This is a genomic window from Bradyrhizobium sp. AZCC 1610 (genome assembly GCF_036924515.1).
In the GTDB taxonomy this organism is placed as follows: domain Bacteria; phylum Pseudomonadota; class Alphaproteobacteria; order Rhizobiales; family Xanthobacteraceae; genus Bradyrhizobium.
Window position 1 is genome coordinate 6985177 of the sequence record NZ_JAZHRR010000001.1, and the last position, 16175, is coordinate 7001351.

General features: G+C 63.6%; 20 protein-coding genes. 4 read left to right on the top strand and 16 right to left on the bottom strand.

Going from position 1 to position 16175, the window contains the following annotated elements:
- Positions 1 to 218 precede the first annotated feature (218 nt).
- From V1279_RS34190 to V1279_RS34200, 3 genes are all read right to left on the bottom strand, one after another.
- The gene (locus V1279_RS34190; protein WP_334445085.1) at positions 219 to 440 is read right to left on the bottom strand and encodes a hypothetical protein; all 222 of its coding nucleotides are present in this window, start codon (positions 438 to 440) and stop codon (positions 219 to 221) included.
- Between the two features lie 623 nt (positions 441 to 1063).
- Positions 1064 to 1579 (bottom strand): copper chaperone PCu(A)C, encoded by a 516-nt coding sequence (locus V1279_RS34195; RefSeq protein WP_334445087.1) that lies wholly within the window; start codon positions 1577 to 1579, stop codon positions 1064 to 1066.
- A 63-nt stretch (positions 1580 to 1642) separates the two neighbouring features.
- Positions 1643 to 1846 carry a hypothetical protein gene (locus tag V1279_RS34200; protein WP_334445089.1) on the bottom strand — a complete coding sequence of 68 codons (204 nt, stop codon included), beginning with the start codon at positions 1844 to 1846 and terminating at the stop codon, positions 1643 to 1645.
- A gap of 81 nt (positions 1847 to 1927) precedes the next feature.
- Between V1279_RS34200 and V1279_RS34205 the strand changes: the two genes are divergently transcribed.
- Entirely contained in the window at positions 1928 to 3076 is a 1149-nt protein-coding gene (locus V1279_RS34205) for a transporter (protein ID WP_334445091.1), read from the top strand.
- Positions 3077 to 3331: 255 nt separating this feature from the next.
- Here the strand turns inward: V1279_RS34205 and V1279_RS38055 are convergent, their stop codons facing one another.
- Positions 3332 to 3682: a hypothetical protein gene (locus tag V1279_RS38055; protein WP_442894855.1), complete on the bottom strand. Its 351-nt coding sequence runs from the start codon at positions 3680 to 3682 to the stop codon at positions 3332 to 3334.
- A 36-nt stretch (positions 3683 to 3718) separates the two neighbouring features.
- Positions 3719 to 5416 (bottom strand): methyl-accepting chemotaxis protein, encoded by a 1698-nt coding sequence (locus V1279_RS34215; protein WP_334445095.1) that lies wholly within the window; start codon positions 5414 to 5416, stop codon positions 3719 to 3721.
- A gap of 217 nt (positions 5417 to 5633) precedes the next feature.
- Here V1279_RS34215 and V1279_RS34220 point away from each other — a divergent pair, with 217 nt between their 5' ends.
- Positions 5634 to 5933, top strand: a complete 300-nt coding sequence (locus V1279_RS34220) for a hypothetical protein (protein WP_334445097.1) — start codon at positions 5634 to 5636, stop codon at positions 5931 to 5933.
- Here the strand turns inward: V1279_RS34220 and V1279_RS34225 are convergent.
- From V1279_RS34225 to V1279_RS34240, 4 genes are read right to left on the bottom strand one after another with little or no spacing between them, the layout of a single operon-like run.
- Positions 5930 to 6571, bottom strand: a complete 642-nt coding sequence (locus V1279_RS34225) for an aspartate/glutamate racemase family protein (RefSeq protein WP_334445099.1) — start codon at positions 6569 to 6571, stop codon at positions 5930 to 5932. The two genes, V1279_RS34220 and V1279_RS34225, sit on opposite strands and share 4 nt — an antisense overlap.
- 58 nt (positions 6572 to 6629) lie before the next feature.
- Positions 6630 to 7643, bottom strand: a complete 1014-nt coding sequence (locus V1279_RS34230; RefSeq protein WP_334445101.1) for an amino acid ABC transporter substrate-binding protein — start codon at positions 7641 to 7643, stop codon at positions 6630 to 6632.
- A gap of 13 nt (positions 7644 to 7656) precedes the next feature.
- Positions 7657 to 9006, bottom strand: a complete 1350-nt coding sequence (locus tag V1279_RS34235) for an aspartate aminotransferase family protein (RefSeq protein WP_334445103.1) — start codon at positions 9004 to 9006, stop codon at positions 7657 to 7659.
- Between the two features lie 5 nt (positions 9007 to 9011).
- Positions 9012 to 9887, bottom strand: a complete 876-nt coding sequence (locus tag V1279_RS34240) for a MurR/RpiR family transcriptional regulator (RefSeq protein ID WP_334445105.1) — start codon at positions 9885 to 9887, stop codon at positions 9012 to 9014.
- Positions 9888 to 9985: 98 nt separating this feature from the next.
- Here V1279_RS34240 and V1279_RS34245 point away from each other — a divergent pair, with 98 nt between their 5' ends.
- Together V1279_RS34245 and V1279_RS34250 are read left to right on the top strand one after the other, a co-directional pair.
- The gene (locus V1279_RS34245; RefSeq protein WP_334445107.1) at positions 9986 to 11173 is read left to right on the top strand and encodes an amino acid ABC transporter permease; all 1188 of its coding nucleotides are present in this window, start codon (positions 9986 to 9988) and stop codon (positions 11171 to 11173) included.
- Positions 11174 to 11177: 4 nt separating this feature from the next.
- Positions 11178 to 12299, top strand: coding sequence for an amino acid ABC transporter permease (locus V1279_RS34250; RefSeq protein ID WP_334445109.1), 1122 nt, complete (start codon positions 11178 to 11180; stop codon positions 12297 to 12299).
- Positions 12300 to 12319: 20 nt separating this feature from the next.
- Here the strand turns inward: V1279_RS34250 and V1279_RS34255 are convergent, their stop codons facing one another.
- The 7 genes from V1279_RS34255 to V1279_RS34285 form a co-directional block, all read right to left on the bottom strand.
- Positions 12320 to 12535, bottom strand: a complete 216-nt coding sequence (locus V1279_RS34255; protein ID WP_334445111.1) for a hypothetical protein — start codon at positions 12533 to 12535, stop codon at positions 12320 to 12322.
- Positions 12536 to 12597: 62 nt separating this feature from the next.
- Positions 12598 to 12957, bottom strand: a complete 360-nt coding sequence (locus tag V1279_RS34260; protein ID WP_334445113.1) for a DUF1428 domain-containing protein — start codon at positions 12955 to 12957, stop codon at positions 12598 to 12600.
- A gap of 109 nt (positions 12958 to 13066) precedes the next feature.
- On the bottom strand, positions 13067 to 13801 hold the full coding sequence (locus V1279_RS34265; protein ID WP_334445115.1) for a DUF899 domain-containing protein: 735 nt from the start codon (positions 13799 to 13801) through the stop codon (positions 13067 to 13069).
- Between the two features lie 15 nt (positions 13802 to 13816).
- The gene (locus tag V1279_RS34270) at positions 13817 to 14158 is read right to left on the bottom strand and encodes an SRPBCC family protein (protein ID WP_334445117.1); all 342 of its coding nucleotides are present in this window, start codon (positions 14156 to 14158) and stop codon (positions 13817 to 13819) included.
- Positions 14158 to 14628 (bottom strand): ArsR/SmtB family transcription factor, encoded by a 471-nt coding sequence (locus tag V1279_RS34275; RefSeq protein WP_334445119.1) that lies wholly within the window; start codon positions 14626 to 14628, stop codon positions 14158 to 14160. Before V1279_RS34275 ends, V1279_RS34270 begins: the two co-directional genes overlap by 1 nt.
- Before the next feature lie 155 nt (positions 14629 to 14783).
- Positions 14784 to 15038 (bottom strand): DUF3551 domain-containing protein, encoded by a 255-nt coding sequence (locus tag V1279_RS34280; RefSeq protein WP_442894856.1) that lies wholly within the window; start codon positions 15036 to 15038, stop codon positions 14784 to 14786.
- A gap of 83 nt (positions 15039 to 15121) precedes the next feature.
- Complete coding sequence (locus V1279_RS34285; RefSeq protein WP_334445121.1) at positions 15122 to 16099, bottom strand: Bug family tripartite tricarboxylate transporter substrate binding protein; 978 nt, start codon at positions 16097 to 16099, stop codon at positions 15122 to 15124.
- Positions 16100 to 16175 lie beyond the last annotated feature (76 nt).

A 16175-nucleotide genomic window follows, 5' to 3' on the forward strand; every position in this document is an offset into this window, starting at 1 on the left:
CGAGTCGGACTGATAGCGCCCGCGATCTAATATCTAGCCGGGAAGGAGGTCAGATGCGCGGCGGAGAATTTAGATCGTATCACCGACACCAGTAGCGTGACCAATCCAGTCTCCGCCCGGGACAGCGAAGGCGCGCTGTTTGCCGACTGATTATCCCACGCCGTCGCAATTCTTAATGAACCCTTGGCGCATCCCTTTCCGGGCAGCCCGCCGTCAGCTCACGCTGCGCAGCTTGCGGAGTGGGTCGGGGCATTGCCGGAAGCCGCGTAATAGAAGGCCTCATAGTAGGCTTCCAGCTCCGCAACGGCGCGATGCTCCCATTCCTTGGCTTGCGCCAGCAGGGAGCCGCTATGAAGCGGCCGGAAGGCCGCGGTTTGGCGGTACAACGAAGCGATGGTGCGGTATCGGCGAACGTTTTCCATGATGGCCATGCCGTTCATGTTCGGATCTCCCCTTTCTTTCCCGGGCACGAACTTGCGGCAGAACGATTTTCGATTAGTTAGCGGCGCTGGAAGAGAGCCCATGTGGTTTCCGAACTGTTGACGGCGGGTGCTCAACGGATAGACGCGGCGTGGCCCCCTCAAAGTTCGAAAAGCTCAACCGCTTCACTCGTCTGTGCGAGTTGTCTGCGGCGCGGTCGAAGAATTTTCGCTCGAACAGACGATGTCCTTCGGCAACAGAGACGCGACGCCCCCATCAAGCCCCCATGCCGGGATCGACAATGTACGGGCACAGTAGGCCAACCCGATCCCGAGAAGCGATGCGCACAACATCGTGGCAGCGAACGGCCAGGTCACTCGTCTTCTTTGCGGTAGTGGTTGCAGGCTGGCCGCGGTGACGGCTGACATTTGGTTCGGGCTGGACACTGGTCAGGATCCTGGCTGGAGAATGATGAGGTCGAGACCAGCCATCGCCGATCGCGATGGCCCGGCGTTGTTCGCTCGGCGCGTGACGCCGAACAGACCGCGACGCCGCAGCTCGCGGACATCGCGCGATCTGCCGAGAGCTATTCGATGCTCAAGGGCGGGGAGCCCTCCCCCGGCAGAGCCCGCGAGGCCGCGCCCTAATGGTTCTTATGCTGCTGCGCGACTCCACTGACGGCGGCTCCGGCATTTTCCTCGACGTTGTAGAGGATCTCGACAGGGCCGGCCTTCTCGAACACCAGCGTGCCCTTCACCTTCTGGCCGAGTTGTAACGGCTCCTTGAGGCCGAGCAGCAGGATACGATACGAGCCGGGCTTGAGCTCTACGGTCTTGCCGGGCTTGATCTCGATGCCGTTGGCGAGCGCGCGTGTTTTCGTCATGCCGTCGACATCGACCACCTCGTGCACCTCGATCTGGCTTGCCGAGGGTGAGGCGCCTCCGATCAGGCGATCCGCAGTCTTTCCCTTGTTGGTGATGGTGAGGTAGCCGCCCGCAATGTTGGCGTCCTTCGGGGTCGGGCGCGACCAGGGGTGACCGATGTCGATCGCACCGACCTTGAACTCGTGCGCGCCGGCCCCGGTCGTAACGAGCACGGCGGCTGCGACGAAAATGGCCGCGGTGACAAACACAAAGATATCTCTGACGATGGTTGTCATTATTGTCCTACTCCGATACGCGCGCTGGACCGTTAAGGCGTGTAGAGAAACATTCAGACGCGATTACGGCCGGTGCTCGCCGTGATTGCGGCTACTGCCGGACGTGATTACGGCCACCGCATCGTGACGCGACGCGAAGAAAATCGGACGCACAACCAAGCAGCCGGGCCGCACCTCTTTCACCATTTGCTCAACACGCGACAGCCACACCGATGCCGCGCTCGCGATGATGTCTTCGCTTTTCCGCTTCCCTTCCGTCGCCAGCAAGTCGCGCTTCTCGCACGATCCAGTCAATCTCGCGCCCGATTGCAATGGCTAATCGTCCGACAGTGAGTAAAGGGGGCGTATGTGCGTGCGTATCTTAAACGGCCGGCTGCCGGTGTCTTTTCATCCATCATGTTTTTTCTCGCGTTACCTGCGGAAGCGCATCATCCCGGCGGCGGCGGCAATACCGGTAGCGGCGGCCCCATCAACACCATCTCGGCCGACACGCTTTCCGAAGGACTGATCGCAGCATCCGTTCGCTACGAATTCATCCGGCTTGGCCAGCTCAGCGACGCCCAGCTGCTCGCCGCCGCGAGCCAGGGCACCCACGCGCACTCGATCCGCTCGATCGACGCCGTCTCGCTTTCGGTCGCCTACGGCATCACCAATGACCTGACCGTTGCCGTTCGCGCCGCCGGCGTCCGCCGCTCGGGTATCAGCGAGCCCGCCGAGGACATGCTGAGCGGCGGCCATATGGGCATGATGAATACGAGCGACATGAGCAGCCTGATGAGCCCTGACGGCATCAACCGGCGCGGCAATTCGGCAGGCTTCGGCGACGTAACCATGCTCGGGCAATACCGCTTCCACAACAACGCGCAGACGGGAACGTCGGCCGCCGTGCTGTTTGGCTTCAAGGCGCCGACCGGTGTCACCAACCGACGCGACAGCCTCGGCGAGCTATTCCAGGCCGAGTTTCAGCCGGGCTCGGGCTCTTGGGACGGCCTGTTCGGCGCCGCCCTCACCAAGCGCGCAGGCCGCTGGTCGTTCGACGTAAGCGGCCTCTATTACCTGATCAGCACAGGCACGCAGAACACCAATCTCGGCGACCGCTTCCTGTTCGGCACCGCGGTGTCGTATCGCCTGGTCGGCGCCACCGGCTCATCCAAAGAGGTGGAGTTGCACGAATACTGCATGCAGCCCCGCAACCAGCTGCAGGAGCATTGCCTCTATCACGCCAATCACGACCACAGCGACATGAAGAAGACGCCCTACACACTCGACCTCGTTCTCGAGCTCAATGGCGAGTGGCACGACAAGCAGCGGACCGCCGGTATTCCGGACCCCAATTCGGGCGGCACCACGGTCTATCTCTCACCCGGCGTACGCGTGGGCTTCGATCGCTTTTCGGGCTTCGTCTCCGTCGGCGTGCCGGTCATCAACCAGCACAACGGCATTCAGTCCAAGCCCGATTATCGCATCCTCACGGGGATCGGCGCGCGGCTGAACTGAACACGGAAGTGGGCGGCCGCCGTTTGGCGCCGGCGGCATTCTGGCTATAATCTGGCCAGAATGCCTTTCGCCATCATACTTGCTCCGGAAGCGGTCGAAGACCTCAGGAGGTTGACGGCGAAGGTTCGAACAACGGACTGCGCTCGAGACGCATCTGCGACACGAGCCTGAAAAGGTAAGCCGCAGTCGCATCAAACGGTTACGAGGATTGCGCCGTCCGCAGTATCGACTGCGCGTGGATGAAGTCCGGGTGTTCTATGATGTTTCCGGCACGACCGTCGAAGTTTTGGCGATCGTAGCCAAATCGGAGGCTGAGTTATGGCTCGCACAGTTCGGAAATCCGGCATGAAGGAAGTCCCCCTGTCCGAAATCAAGGACGATCTGTCTCGCTTCCTTCGCGAGGCGGCGACCCAGGAAATCGTCATAACCCGTCATGGTAAACCGGCAGGCGTGCTCATCGGCTTTGAATCGGAGGATGACTGGTTCGAATACCGTCTCGAACATGACCCACGCTTCCTGCGCCGCATCGAACAGGCGCGCAGCAGCTTGAGCGCTGGACTTGGCGTCAGGCTCGAAGACGTCGAACAGGAATAGCGCGCCTGCCATGATTCTCCGCCCGCCGCGCGAAGCTTAGGCTGGGTGTCATGCGGCGCGGATGTTGCCGAGGAATTTGCCGGTTTCGGTCTCGAGCTGCTCGGATTGCGACGTCAGTTGCGCGGCTGCATTCAAGACGAGGGTGGCGGCAGCGTCGACCTTGCTCGACGCTTCGCGAACGCCCGTGATGTTTTGCATCACCTCCTGGGCGCCCTGTGCCGCCTGCTGCACGCTGCGGGCAATCTCGTTGGTCGCAGCGCCCTGCTCTTCGACGGCGGCCGCAATGGAGCCGGTGATTTCGTTCATCTGCCCGATCGTGGTGCCGATCTCGCGGATGGCGTTGACCGTCGAGCCGGTCGCGTCGCGAATTTCCTGGATCTGGCTGGTGATCTCGTCGGTAGCCTTGGCGGTCTGCGACGACAGCGCTTTGACCTCGTTGGCCACGACGGCAAAGCCCCTGCCGGCTTCGCCGGCCCGGGCGGCCTCGATGGTTGCGTTCAAGGCCAGCAAATTCGTCTGTCCCGCGATGGTCTGGATCAACGCCATGACCTCGCCGATCTTCTGGGAAGCCTCGACCAGGCGTCCGACCATGGCCTCGGTTCGGTTGGCCTGCCCGACTGCATTCTGGGCAATTGACGAAGACTGGGTGACCTGCCGCGCGATCTCCTGGATCGAGGACGACAGCTCCTCCGCCGAAGCTGCAACGGTCTGAACGTTCGATGCGGTCTGCTCGGCTGCGGCCGCGACCTTGGCGCTCTGATCCGTCGTCCCCACCGCGATCGTGGACATCGACGAAGCCGAATCCTGCAGCTCGTCGGCGGCGGTGGCGGTGCCCCGGATCACCCCGCCGATGCTGCGCTCGAATTCGTTGGCGATACGGGCGAGATCCGTCCGCCGCTCCTCGGCGGAACGGACCTTCATCGCTTCCTGCTCGGTGCGGAGCTGCGTCGTTTCGACCAGATGATCCCTGAAGACCTGCAGGCTTCGCGCAATCCGGCCGACCTCGTTGGTCCGGTCGACGAACGGAATGTCGACCGCAAGATTTCCCTTGGCCACCTCGTCCATGGCCGCGCAGGTTCTGTTGAGGGGGCCGACCAGGCCGCGGCCAAGCCAGAACGCCGCGAATGCCGCGAATGCCAGCCCGGCGAGCCCCGCGATCCCAGCCCAGATCATCCGGCGAAACACCACGGCGTCGATATCGTCGACATAGGCGCCCGCCTGAAGCGCCAGAAGCTTGTCGCCCGCCCCAAAGGCCCCGACATAGGAGACCTTGCGAAGTTCGGCACCACCGGCCGACCGGGGCGACAGATATTCGACAAAGCCGCCGCCGGCGCGCGCCGTCCGCACGATGTCCTGGATCAGCAGCTTGCCGCTCTTGTCCTTGAACTCCCAGCGGTTGACGTTGATGTATTTGGGATTGGCGTGCACGTAGGTCACGCCGGCGTCAGCGCTTCCCGTGCCGTAGACGCCGATATAGTCCGAATATTCGCCCCACCGCATGGAGCTGATCGAGGCGAAGGCCATCTGGCGCGCCTTATCCGGCTCGATCCTGCCTGCCTTGGCCTCGCCCTCATAGTGGGCGAGAATCTTGGTCGCAGCCTCGACGAGATCGCGGACCGTGGTGCGCCGCTCGCCCAGGACCGCATCCCGCAACACCAGGATCTGCAAGGCGGAGACGGCAAACAGCACCATCGTGAGCGCCGCAATGATCATCGCAAAACGCTGATAGACGGTGAGGTTGCGCATGCCGCTGGCCTTCCTGTTGGTTGAGGATTTGTACCAATACACCGTTAATCGAATGTTAGCGGTGGGTTGCGCAGATGGCCCGCGACGTCCGATCGCGAGAATCGGCGCTTGAAATGACAGCGCTGCGGCGACACAATGGCGTGCCTTTCCTTCCAACATGACGCGCCAATGATCGCCGCACCGTGCGGACGGCTTGCCGCGGTAAGAGTGATCCATAATGGCTGAAGCCGACCTCGACATCCTCATCCGGCAAATCGCAAAAGCGCAGAACAAGAGCCTGATGGCCGCCGTCAAGAAACGCCGCGACCAGATCATGGCCCGCGCGGCCAAGGCCAAGGACAGGGAGACCCGGGATCAATTCCGGCTGATCGCCAAGAGCACGATGCTGCTAGGTGCGGCCGCGGCCAAGCGGCTGCAGAATTCAGCGGAAAACACCGCCGATAGTTATGCCCGGGCAATCAGGAACGCGGCCGAGGAAGCGGCTGCGCAGATGGCGGCGAAGAAAAAGGACGGCTAGGCGCGCTCAACGCCAAGCATCCTCTTCAGCTTCATCACCGCGCTATCAGGCGTGGTGAGCACCGGCCGCCCGGTTGCTTCAGCGACCTCTGCGGCCGCCGGCGCCATGCTGTACTGGGCGAGCGCAATCAAATCGCAATGGCGCAGGTCTTTTGACGCCTCCACCACCAACCGATCGTGCGTGGCGCCGTCGCCGCGATCGAGCGCGGCCAGCGCACCTTCCGCCAGTTTCGGCACCAGTTCGATCGACGACGGAAACTCCGGCGGCATCGAGGCCAGCGTCGGCGGAAACGTCGACAGCAGGCCGATCTTGCGGCCGCGGGCGGCGGCCTGCTCGATCATGGCTTCGTTGGGCTTGAGCACCGGCATGGACGAATGCGCGCGGGCGACCGCTTCGATGCAGGGACCGAAGGCGGAGCACGTGAACAGGATTGCGTCCGAACCGGTGCTGGCCGCATAGCGCCCTAGCTTCAGGAAACGCTCGGTCATGACATCGGACAGCCCGCCGTCGCGCGCCAGATCAGCCGACAGGCTGTCGTCCAGCAAGTTCATCAGGCGGGCGTCCGGCCAAAGCCTCGCGAAGGAGGCCTCGATCGGCACAACTGAATGTTTCAGGGCGTGGATCAGGGTGATGCGCATGCGGATCAGTTTGGCTGCGGCGCGGCTGGTGTCAACCCGACGTGCCGCAGCGTGATTTTTACTTGAACGGCAGGGCGTACATCAGGCCGCCCTTGGTCCAGGTCGCGTTCAGGCCGCGATCGAGTTTCAGCGGGCTCGACTTGCCGACATTGCGCTCAAAGATCTCGCCGTAATTGCCGCCCGCCTTGATCGCCTTCAGCATCCACTTGTTGTCGAGGCCGAGCCGCGATCCGAGTTCGCCAGACGTGCCCAGCAGCCGCTGGATCGCCGGGATGCCGCTGGACTTCGCCATCTCATCGGCATTAGCAGCGGTGACGCCGAGTTCTTCCGCCTCGATCAGGCCGGAATGCAGCCAGGCGATGATGTCGGTCCACACCTCGTCGCCGTTGCGGGTGAAAGGCCCGAGCGGCTCCTTGCTGATGGTCTGCGGCAGGACGACATAGTCGGCGGGGTTCGAGGCCGCCGTGGTGACGGCGCCCGCCAGCGCCGATGCGTCCTGGGTCATGGCATCGCAGCGCCCGCCGAAAAAGGTCTGGTACATGGTGTCGGTGCGGTCGAACACCAGCGGTTTCCATTCGATTCCGTTGGCGCGGCCGTAATCGCCGAGCGTGACTTCGTGGGTCGTGCCCTGTGCGACGCAGACGGTGGCGCCGTTCAGCCCCTTGAGATCCTTCACGCCGGCGTCGGCGCGCACGACAAACCCCTGGCCGTCGTAGAAATTGACCGGCCCCTGCCGCAGCCCGAGCGTCGCGCCGCGCAGGTAGGTCTGGGTCGAGTTGCGATAGAGTACGTCGATCTCGCCCGATTGCAGGGCGGTGAAGCGGTTCTGCGCCGTCAGCGCGACGTATCGCACTTTTGCGGCGTCGCCGAGCACGCCGGCCGCCAAGGCGCGGCAATAGTCGACGTCGAGCCCCTTGTAGTTGCCTTGCGAGTCCGGCGTCGAGAAGCCGGCAAAACCGGCGCTGACGCCGCACACCAGCATGCCGCGCTGCTTGACCGTATCCAGCGTAGCGGCCTGCGCCGTCAAGCACGACGCGGCGAGCAAGCCCGTAGCGATGACAATCCTCTTCATACTGCTCCTCCTGCTAATGGCCCACACTCTTCAAGGCTAAGTCGACCGCCTGGCCCAGGCGGTCGACGATCATGTCGATATCGTCCGATGTCGCGATATAGGGCGGCGCGAGCAGGACATGATCGCCGCTGCGGCCGTCCATGCATCCGCCCGCGGGATAGCAGCCAAGGCCGCCTTCGAACGCGATCGCCTTGATGCGCTGGTTCAATTTCAGCGCCGGATCGAACGGCGCGCGGGTGGCGCGATCGGCGACGAGTTCGATGGCCTGAAACAGGCCGCGGCCCCTGATGTCGCCGACATGCCGGTGATTGCCGAAGCGCTCGGTGAGGCGCCGCTCGAGCTGACCGCCGAGAGTCTTGACCCTGTCGAGCAATTGCTCGTCATCGATCACGCGCTGCACCTCGAGCGCCGCGGCACAAGCCAGCGGGTGGGCCAGATAGGTATGGCCGTGCTGGAACGCGCCCGAACCGTCGCGAATGACATCGACGATGCGCGCGCTCGCAAGCATGGCGCCGATCGGCTGATAGCCGCCGCCCAGTCCCTTGGCGATCGCCTGGATATCCGGCGCGATGCCTTCCTGCTCCCAGGCGTGGCGCGTGCCGGTGCGGCCCATGCCGCACATCACCTCGTCGAGGATGACGAGCGCGCCATGCCGGTCGCAGATCTCGCGGACGGCGCGGAAATATCCCTCCGGCGCCGGCACGCAGCCGGCGGTCGCGCCCACGACAGGCTCGGCGATGAACGCCGCCACGCTCTCCGGGCCAAGACGCTGGAATTCCGCCTCCAGTTCAGCCGCCAGGCGAGCGACGAAATCCACCTCGGATTCGCTGTCGCGCATTTCGTGATAGGCGAAGGCCGGCGTCACATGGCTGAAGGCCGTCGACAGTAGCGGGGCATAGGGCTCGCGGCGCCAGGCGTTGCCGCCGGCAGCCAGCGCACCCAGCGTATTGCCGTGATAGCTCTGGCGGCGCGCGATGAAGTGCCGGCGCTGCGGCTGGCCCATCTCGATAAAATACTGCCGCGCCAGCTTGATGCCGGCTTCGATCGCTTCCGAACCGCCGCTGACGAGATAGGCGTAGCCAAGCCCGCCGGGCTCGTGGCCCACGAGCTTGTCGGCCAGCGCTTCGGCCGGCTCCGACGAGAAGAAGCTGGTATGGGCATAGGCGAGTTTCGCCGCCTGCCGCGACATCGCCTCGAGCACGCGCGGATGCTGATGGCCGAGACAGGAGACGGCAGCGCCGCCGGACGCATCCAGAATCCGCCTTCCGTCCTCGCCAATCAGCCAGACGCCCTCGCCGCCGATTGCCTTGGGAGGGGTTTCACGCAGGCTTCGATGCAGCACCCGGCTTCGGCTCGCACCCATATCGATCAACCTTCCTCGGCGACATATTGCGACATCGCGGCCAGCCGGCCTTCGGTTGCTTCAAGGCGCCGCCTTGCGCTCGCGCCGCCGAGCACGAAGGTGACCGCAGCCAGCGACTGCGCAATCGCAATGGCTCCCGTCAAGCTCGGGAAGAATCCGGGCGATGCGGCCGCTTCATAGAGCAGCAGATGATCGGCGCCCTCCGCCATCGGCGCGGTGATCGCGTCGGCAATCGCGACCAGCGTGGCGCCGGAATCATGCGCGGCGCGCGCCGACAGCACGCTGGCCCTGGAATAGGGCGCAAAGCCGATGACCACGACCGCGTCGCCGCGCTGGAAGGCGCCGAGGTCGAGATCTTCCGGACCGGAGCCGCCGACCAGTTGCACCTCGTCGGAGCGGAACAGGCGGAGCTGATAATTGAGCAACTCGGCCACGCTGCGGCAGCTTCGAAAGCCGGCGATCCAGATTCGCCGCGCGGCATGCAGGGCCTTGGCTGCTTCGGCCACCGAGCCGGTGGAAATGCGCGCGAGGCCCGCCGCCTCGGCTTCCAGCTTGTCGGCGACCAGCGATATCTCGGCGTGGGGTCCCTTGCGACCGGCGCGGGTGCGTGCCGAGAAGGGCTGAGCTTGCGCTGGACGGCGCGCCTCGGTCAACGCGGCGCGCAATTCGTCCCATCCCGAATAACCCAGCGCTTTCGCCAGCCGGGTGAAGGCGGCGGGATCGGCGCCGGCCTCGGCCGCCAGATCGCGCATTGAACGCGTGGTGGCGTCGTAATCATTGGCGGCGACGAAGCGCCCGACTTGCTGCAGCCGCGCCGGAAGCGACGGCAAGGCACTGCATAATTCGCTGAGCGGTGAGGATTTCGACTGGAGCTGCGCCATGAAACAAATGTTGCACGAAACCAATTTTGGTGCAACATTTGAAATGCGTCCCGGGACGCATGGCCGAAGATCGCTGTCGCCAGAAGGATCCTTGTGCTGTGAAGACATCCACGCCCGACTTCCCACGCCGCAGGCGGCTGCGCTTCTCGCTGAACCGCCAACAACTCATCGGCCTTGCCTGGCAAATCCTGGTGGTCGGGATCGCCGTCGCGATCGTTGGCTGGCTCTGGTCGAACGCGCTGCACAATCTGTCGGTACGGCGGATTTCGACCGGCTTCGCGTTTCTCGGCCGCGAAGCCGGGATGCCGATCGCGGACAGCTGGCTCGCCTACAGCCCGAGGGACCCGTACGTCCGCGCCTTCATCGTCGGCATCGTCAATACGCTTCGCGTCGCCGTGATCGGCATCGTGCTGGCGACCGTGATCGGCACGCTGGTCGGCATCGCGCGGCTGTCGTCGAACTGGTTGCTGTCGCGGCTCGCCGCCATCTATGTCGAACTGCTGCGCGACATTCCCCTGCTGCTGCAATTGCTGTTCTGGTACGTGCTGATGCAGGGATTGCCGGCGGCGCGCGCCGCATGGAAGCCGGTCGAGGGCGTCTTTCTTTCCAACCGCGGCCTGGTGCTTCCATCAATCCCGATCGCGGAAGCAAACCTCTGGGTGATCGCGGCCGTCATCGCCGGGCTGATCGCGCTCTATGTGCTACGGCGGCAGCTGATGGCGCGGCAGATGGCCGACGGCAAGGTGCGCCATCTGTGGCCGTACGCCTTGGCCTTGCTCGTGGGATTGCCGGCGCTGGTGTCCCTTGGCTTGGGCGCTTCCTGGACCGTCACGATGCCGGAGCTGCGCGGATTCAATTTCGTCGGTGGGCTGACGCTGGCGCCGGAATATTTTGCGCTGCTGATCGCGCTGGTCACCTATACGTCAGCCTTCATCGCCGAGATCGTCCGCAGCGGCATCCAGGCCGTTCCCAGAGGGCAATGGGATGCGGCAAACGCGCTCGGCCTGCGCCGGAGTTTTGTGCTTCAGCGCATCGTGCTGCCGCAGGCCTTGCGCGTCATCATTCCGCCGATGACCAGCCAGTACCTCAACCTCACCAAGAATTCCTCGCTTGCCGTCGCGGTCGGCTACCAGGACGTGGTGTCGATCGCGAATACGACGCTGAACCAGACCGGCCAGGCCATCGAAGCCATCGCGCTCATCATGATGGTGTTCCTGACGATCAGTCTCGGCATCAGTCTTCTCATGAACTGGTACAATGCGCGCATCGCGCTGGTGGAGCGCTGATCTCATGACGTCGATCACGGACGGGCCGCAAAATCCACTGCCGTTCAACAGCGCGCGATCGCGCAAGGTCCTGGGCGGGCGCGTCATCCGCTGGCTGCGCGCCAACCTGTTTGCCTCGGTCACGTCCTCGGTCATCTCCGTGCTCCTGATAGCCCTGCTCGGCAAAGCGCTGGTGAGCCTCGTGCAATGGGGCTACTGGAATGCGATCTGGTCGGTGCCCGGTGACCAGACCGGCGCCTGCCGGTCGATCCGCGGACTCGGCGCCTGCTGGGCCGTGATCCCCGAGAAATATCGCTTCATCCTGTTCGGCACCTATCCGTTTAGCGAGCAATGGCGACCGGCGCTGGTGTGCCTGACATTCATTGCGCTGTTCTATGTGTCGAGCCGGCGGAACTGGTGGCGCAAGGAACTGGTGGCGGTGTGGGCGGCCGCACTGGTGCTGATCGGCGTCCTGATGTGGGGCGGCGTTGCCGGATTGACCTACGTGTCGCAGGACCGCTGGGGCGGTCTGCCGGTGACGTTGATCCTTGCGACCTTCGGGCTCGCCTTCGGCTTTCCGCTTGGGATTGTCGTGGCGCTGGGCCGCCGCTCTAAGCTTCCGGCGATCCGATCGCTCTGCGTGCTCTATGTCGAACTGATCCGCGGTGTTCCCCTGATCAGTCTCCTGTTCATGGCCAGCGTGATGTTTCCACTGTTCATGCCCGATGGCGTCAACATCGATAAATTGCTCCGTGCCCAGATCGCGTTCGTGCTGTACGCCGGCGCCTACCTCGCCGAAGTCGTCCGCGGCGGCCTGCAGGCCATTCCGAGAGGCCAGCACGACGCCGCCGACGCGCTCGGGCTTTCCTACTGGAAGAAGAATGGCCTGATCATCCTGCCGCAGGCGATCCGACACGTGATTCCGCCGCTGGTGAATACGTTCATCGCCTTCTTCAAGGATACCAGCCTGGTGCTGATCATCGGCATCTTCGACCTGCTGACGACGGCGAAGACGTCGATCATCGATCCCGCCTGGCAGCCGTTCAGCGTCGAAGTCTACGTGTTCGTGGGGCTGATCTATTTCGTCTTCTGCTTTGCGATGTCCCGCTATAGCCGGCATCTGGAGGCGCAGGCACGGCCGGGTTGACGGCCGCTATGGATGGCGCGTCAGCGCCGCCGGGTCTTGAAGCGATGACCGACGACAATCAGCGCCGCACGCGGACGCTCGGCAGCCTTGCCGCCTTCCGGTTCGCACGGTCCGGCGTCAGCCAGCCGGTTGTCCTGCGTCGCCGCCTCGAGCGCACGCAGGAAATCCCGCCCCTCGGCAGTGATTCGCCAACCATCGCCATCGCAAAGCACATGGCCGCTGGCGAGAATATGCACTGCCAGACGAGGCCAACAATTCCACCGCGCGGCATAACAGCTAGCCAGGATGCCCTTACGAGCTACACTTTCACCAGGCTTTCGAAGCCGCCATAGATCATCCGCTTGCCGTCGAACGGCGGGGATTTCGGATCCATCATCGACGAGAGCCGCGGGTCCGCCATCACCTTGGCGTTGATCTTGTCGCGCTGGGCGCGCGACTTGTAGGTGATCCAGGAGAATATCACGGTCTCGCCCGGCTTGAGCTTGACGCTGCGCGGGAAGGACGTGAGCTTGCCGACCTTGACGTCGTCGGCGACCCATTCGCGGTAATCCAGCGCGCCGTATTCGCGCCACAGCTTGCCGCACTTCTTCGATAGCGCGGCGTATTCCGCGAGCTTTTTCTTCGGCACGGCGACGATGAAGCCATCGACGTAGGGCATGCGTGTTCCTCTCCGTTGTTTTTCCCTGGCTGTTGGGAGCAGATGTTTGTCGTCATTCCGGGTTCGATGCTTTCGCATCGCCCCAGAATGACAAGGAACAAACATTCATTCAACCATGACAACAAGATGCCTGAACCGGCGCCGGTTGGTATTGGTCACGTAGCCGCACCCAGTCCATCGGATATGGCAGGCCTTCCTCATGACGCCCGAGCGGGGTCAGGTCGAGGTAGTGATAGGCGGCGTTCATCATGTCGAGGCCGCGCGAGTAACAGGAGTAGGTGTGGAAGATGTTCCCGGCCTCATCGCGATAGAACACGCTGATTCCGGGTGCTTCCTCGCTTCCGAACCGGATGGTTCCGAAATTGTAGTTGCCGCCTCTCTCGATTTGCTCCGGCGTGAAGGAAACGCCGTAGTCGTAATTGAACGCGTTGCCGCCGGACGACAGCCAGTCGAACGTCCAGCCCATCCGCTGCTTGAACGCAGCGAGCTTTGGCAGCGGCGCGCGCGAGATCGCGACCATCGTGGTGTCGCGCGCGGCCAGATGCGGGATCATGCGCTCGAACCCGTCAGCCCAGAACGAGCAGCTCTTGCAGGCCTCGTTCCAGTCGGGCGCGAACATGATGTGCTGCACCACGAGCTGGCTGCGCCCCTTGAACAGGTCGCCGAGCGACACTTTGCCATGGGGCCCGTCGAACCCGTAATCCTTCTCGACCTTGACCCATGGCAGCGCGCGGCGCTCCTCGTTCAGGCGCTCGCGCGCTTTGGTGTATTCCTTCTCATGCGCAAGGTGCGCCTTGCGGGCGGCGATCCATTCCTCGCGGGAGACGATGGGGTGCGGCTGCATGGGCGGCTCCTCTGTTCAGGCCAGGTAGCTTTCAAGCTTGCCAAGGAATTCCGTCCATCCGCGCTCGTGATTGTCGCGCGCTTTCTCATCGACGAACTGCGCGTGATTGAAGACGAGCAGCGTGCCGCTGCCTTCCGGCTTGATCGAAATGGTCACGAGCGATTCCCGTTCCGGCGTGGAATGCCACGCCCAGCTAAAGACCAGCCGCTGGTTCGGAATGACCTCGCGATAGACGCCGCCAACCTCATTATAACCGCCGTTGGCGCTGAAGCTGATGCGGTAGCGGCCTCCGATACGCAGATCGATGTCGGCCTTGACCGAGCCCTCCTCGACCGACGCCGGCCCGAACCATTGCACTAGTTTTTGCGGGTCGGCCCACGCGGCGTAGACTTTTTCGGGCGCCGCGTTGAGACGTCGCGTGAGCGTAAGGCTTGGCCGCGCGGCGAGTTCGGCGTCGCTGATAGCGTCGTGCTTGGCAAGGCTTGACTGGGTGGCCATGGGTCTTCCTCCACAAAAGCGGCAAGGCGGTCGAGAGCGTCGGACCAGAAGCGCTGGTAGCGATTGAGCCAGTCCATCGCCTGCTCCATCGGCTGAGCGGTCAACCGGCACGCGACCGTGCGGCCGGTTTTTTCGCGCGCGATCAGGCCGGCATCCGACAGCACATCGAGATGCTTCATGATCGCGGGCAGCGACATCGAGAACGGCTGCGCCAGCTCGCTGACCGAAAGGCTTTCGCGATCGCCGAGCCGCGTCAGCAGCGCGCGCCTGGTCGGATCGGAAAGCGCGGCAAAGGTTCGGTCCAGAACGTCTTCCTGATACTTAACCATTTGGTTTAGTATAGAGGCAAAACAAACGCCGTCAAGCCGGCGTTTGCTCACGAAGTCGAGAGTTGCGGCAACAGAGGCGTAGATGGCCGGATCATTCAGCGCAAAAAGCTTTCGCGCGTCAGTCCGGCCATCCCGGGAAGAATTCGCGGGCCCGATCAATAATCCCGATAAACCCGCATCCGCCGCTGCTGTCCGAAAGCAACGCGCGGATTAACATTGCAGTAGAGCGCCCGTCCGGACGCCGACGCCATGCACTGGCCATAGCTGCTGTAGGAGCAGTCGCCGGGGATGCCTATTCCCCGGCCCTGGAGGCAATAGGGATAATCGTACGCCGCCGCCGGCGAGCTGCCCGCCACCGTGGCGACAGTCGCCGCCGACAACGCCAATATCGCTAACATTGCATTGCGCATCTTCGATCTCCTTCACGGGACGCAAAAGCCGCGTCGCCTCTGCCATAAAACACCGCGGCTGCGCCAATGTTCCGTGAGGTGGATCACTGCACCTTTTCGACCTTGGCTTCCTCGATCACCTTCCTCCACTTCTCCGTCTCGGCCGCGATCATCGCGCCGAACGCTTCCGGCGGGCCGATCAGCGGTTCGCCGCCGAGGTCGAGCAGGCGCGCCTTGATCGCCGGCTCGGCGAGCACGGCGTTGATCTCCTTGTTCAGCTTCTCGATAACCGCCTTTGGCGTGTTCTTCGGTGCGCCGACGCCGAACAGCGCGCTCGCCTCGTAACCCGGGATGGTGTCGGCGAGAACCGGCACGTCAGGCAACAGCGGCGACCGCGCGGTACCGGTGACGGCCAACGCCCGCACCGAACCGGCGCGGACATGCTGAAGAATCGAGGGCATGTTGTCGAAGATCAACTGGACTTGGCCGCCGAGCAGATCGGTAATCGCAGGTGCGGCGCCGCGATAGGGCACGTGCTGCATCTTGACGCCTGCCATCGCCATGAACATTTCGCCGGACAGATGCACCGACGTGCCGTTGCCCGACGACGCCAGGTTCACCTTGCCGGGATTGGCTTTCACATAGGCGATGAACTCCGCGGCCGTCTTCGCCGGCACGTCCTTGTTGACCGTCATTACGTTCGGCACGCGATTGAACGCCGCGATCGGCGCAATATCGCGAACCACGTTGAATTTCAGATTGGCGTAGAGCGTGGCGTTGATGTAGTTCGCCGGATTGACGAACAGCAGGGTGTAGCCATCGGGCTCGGCGTTGATCACCGATTCGGTGGCGATGTTGTTGCCGGCGCCGGGCTTGTTCTCGATCACGAATTGCTGGCCCAGCCGTTCCGAGAGCCGCTGGCCGAGCAGCCGCGCGATAATGTCGGTCGCGCCGCCCGGCGGATATCCGACGACCCATTTCACCGGTCGGGTCGGGTAATCCTGCGCCGAAGCGCTGCCCATCGAGGCGGCGGTAGAAAGACCGATGACGGCCAGACAAATCGCAGTACGGCGTGAAATCATAAAGCTTCTCCTTGGAGGCCGGGATTCAAAGCCCAGTCCGTTTCTATTGAGGCGCGGCTCTATTGAACCGAGCGCG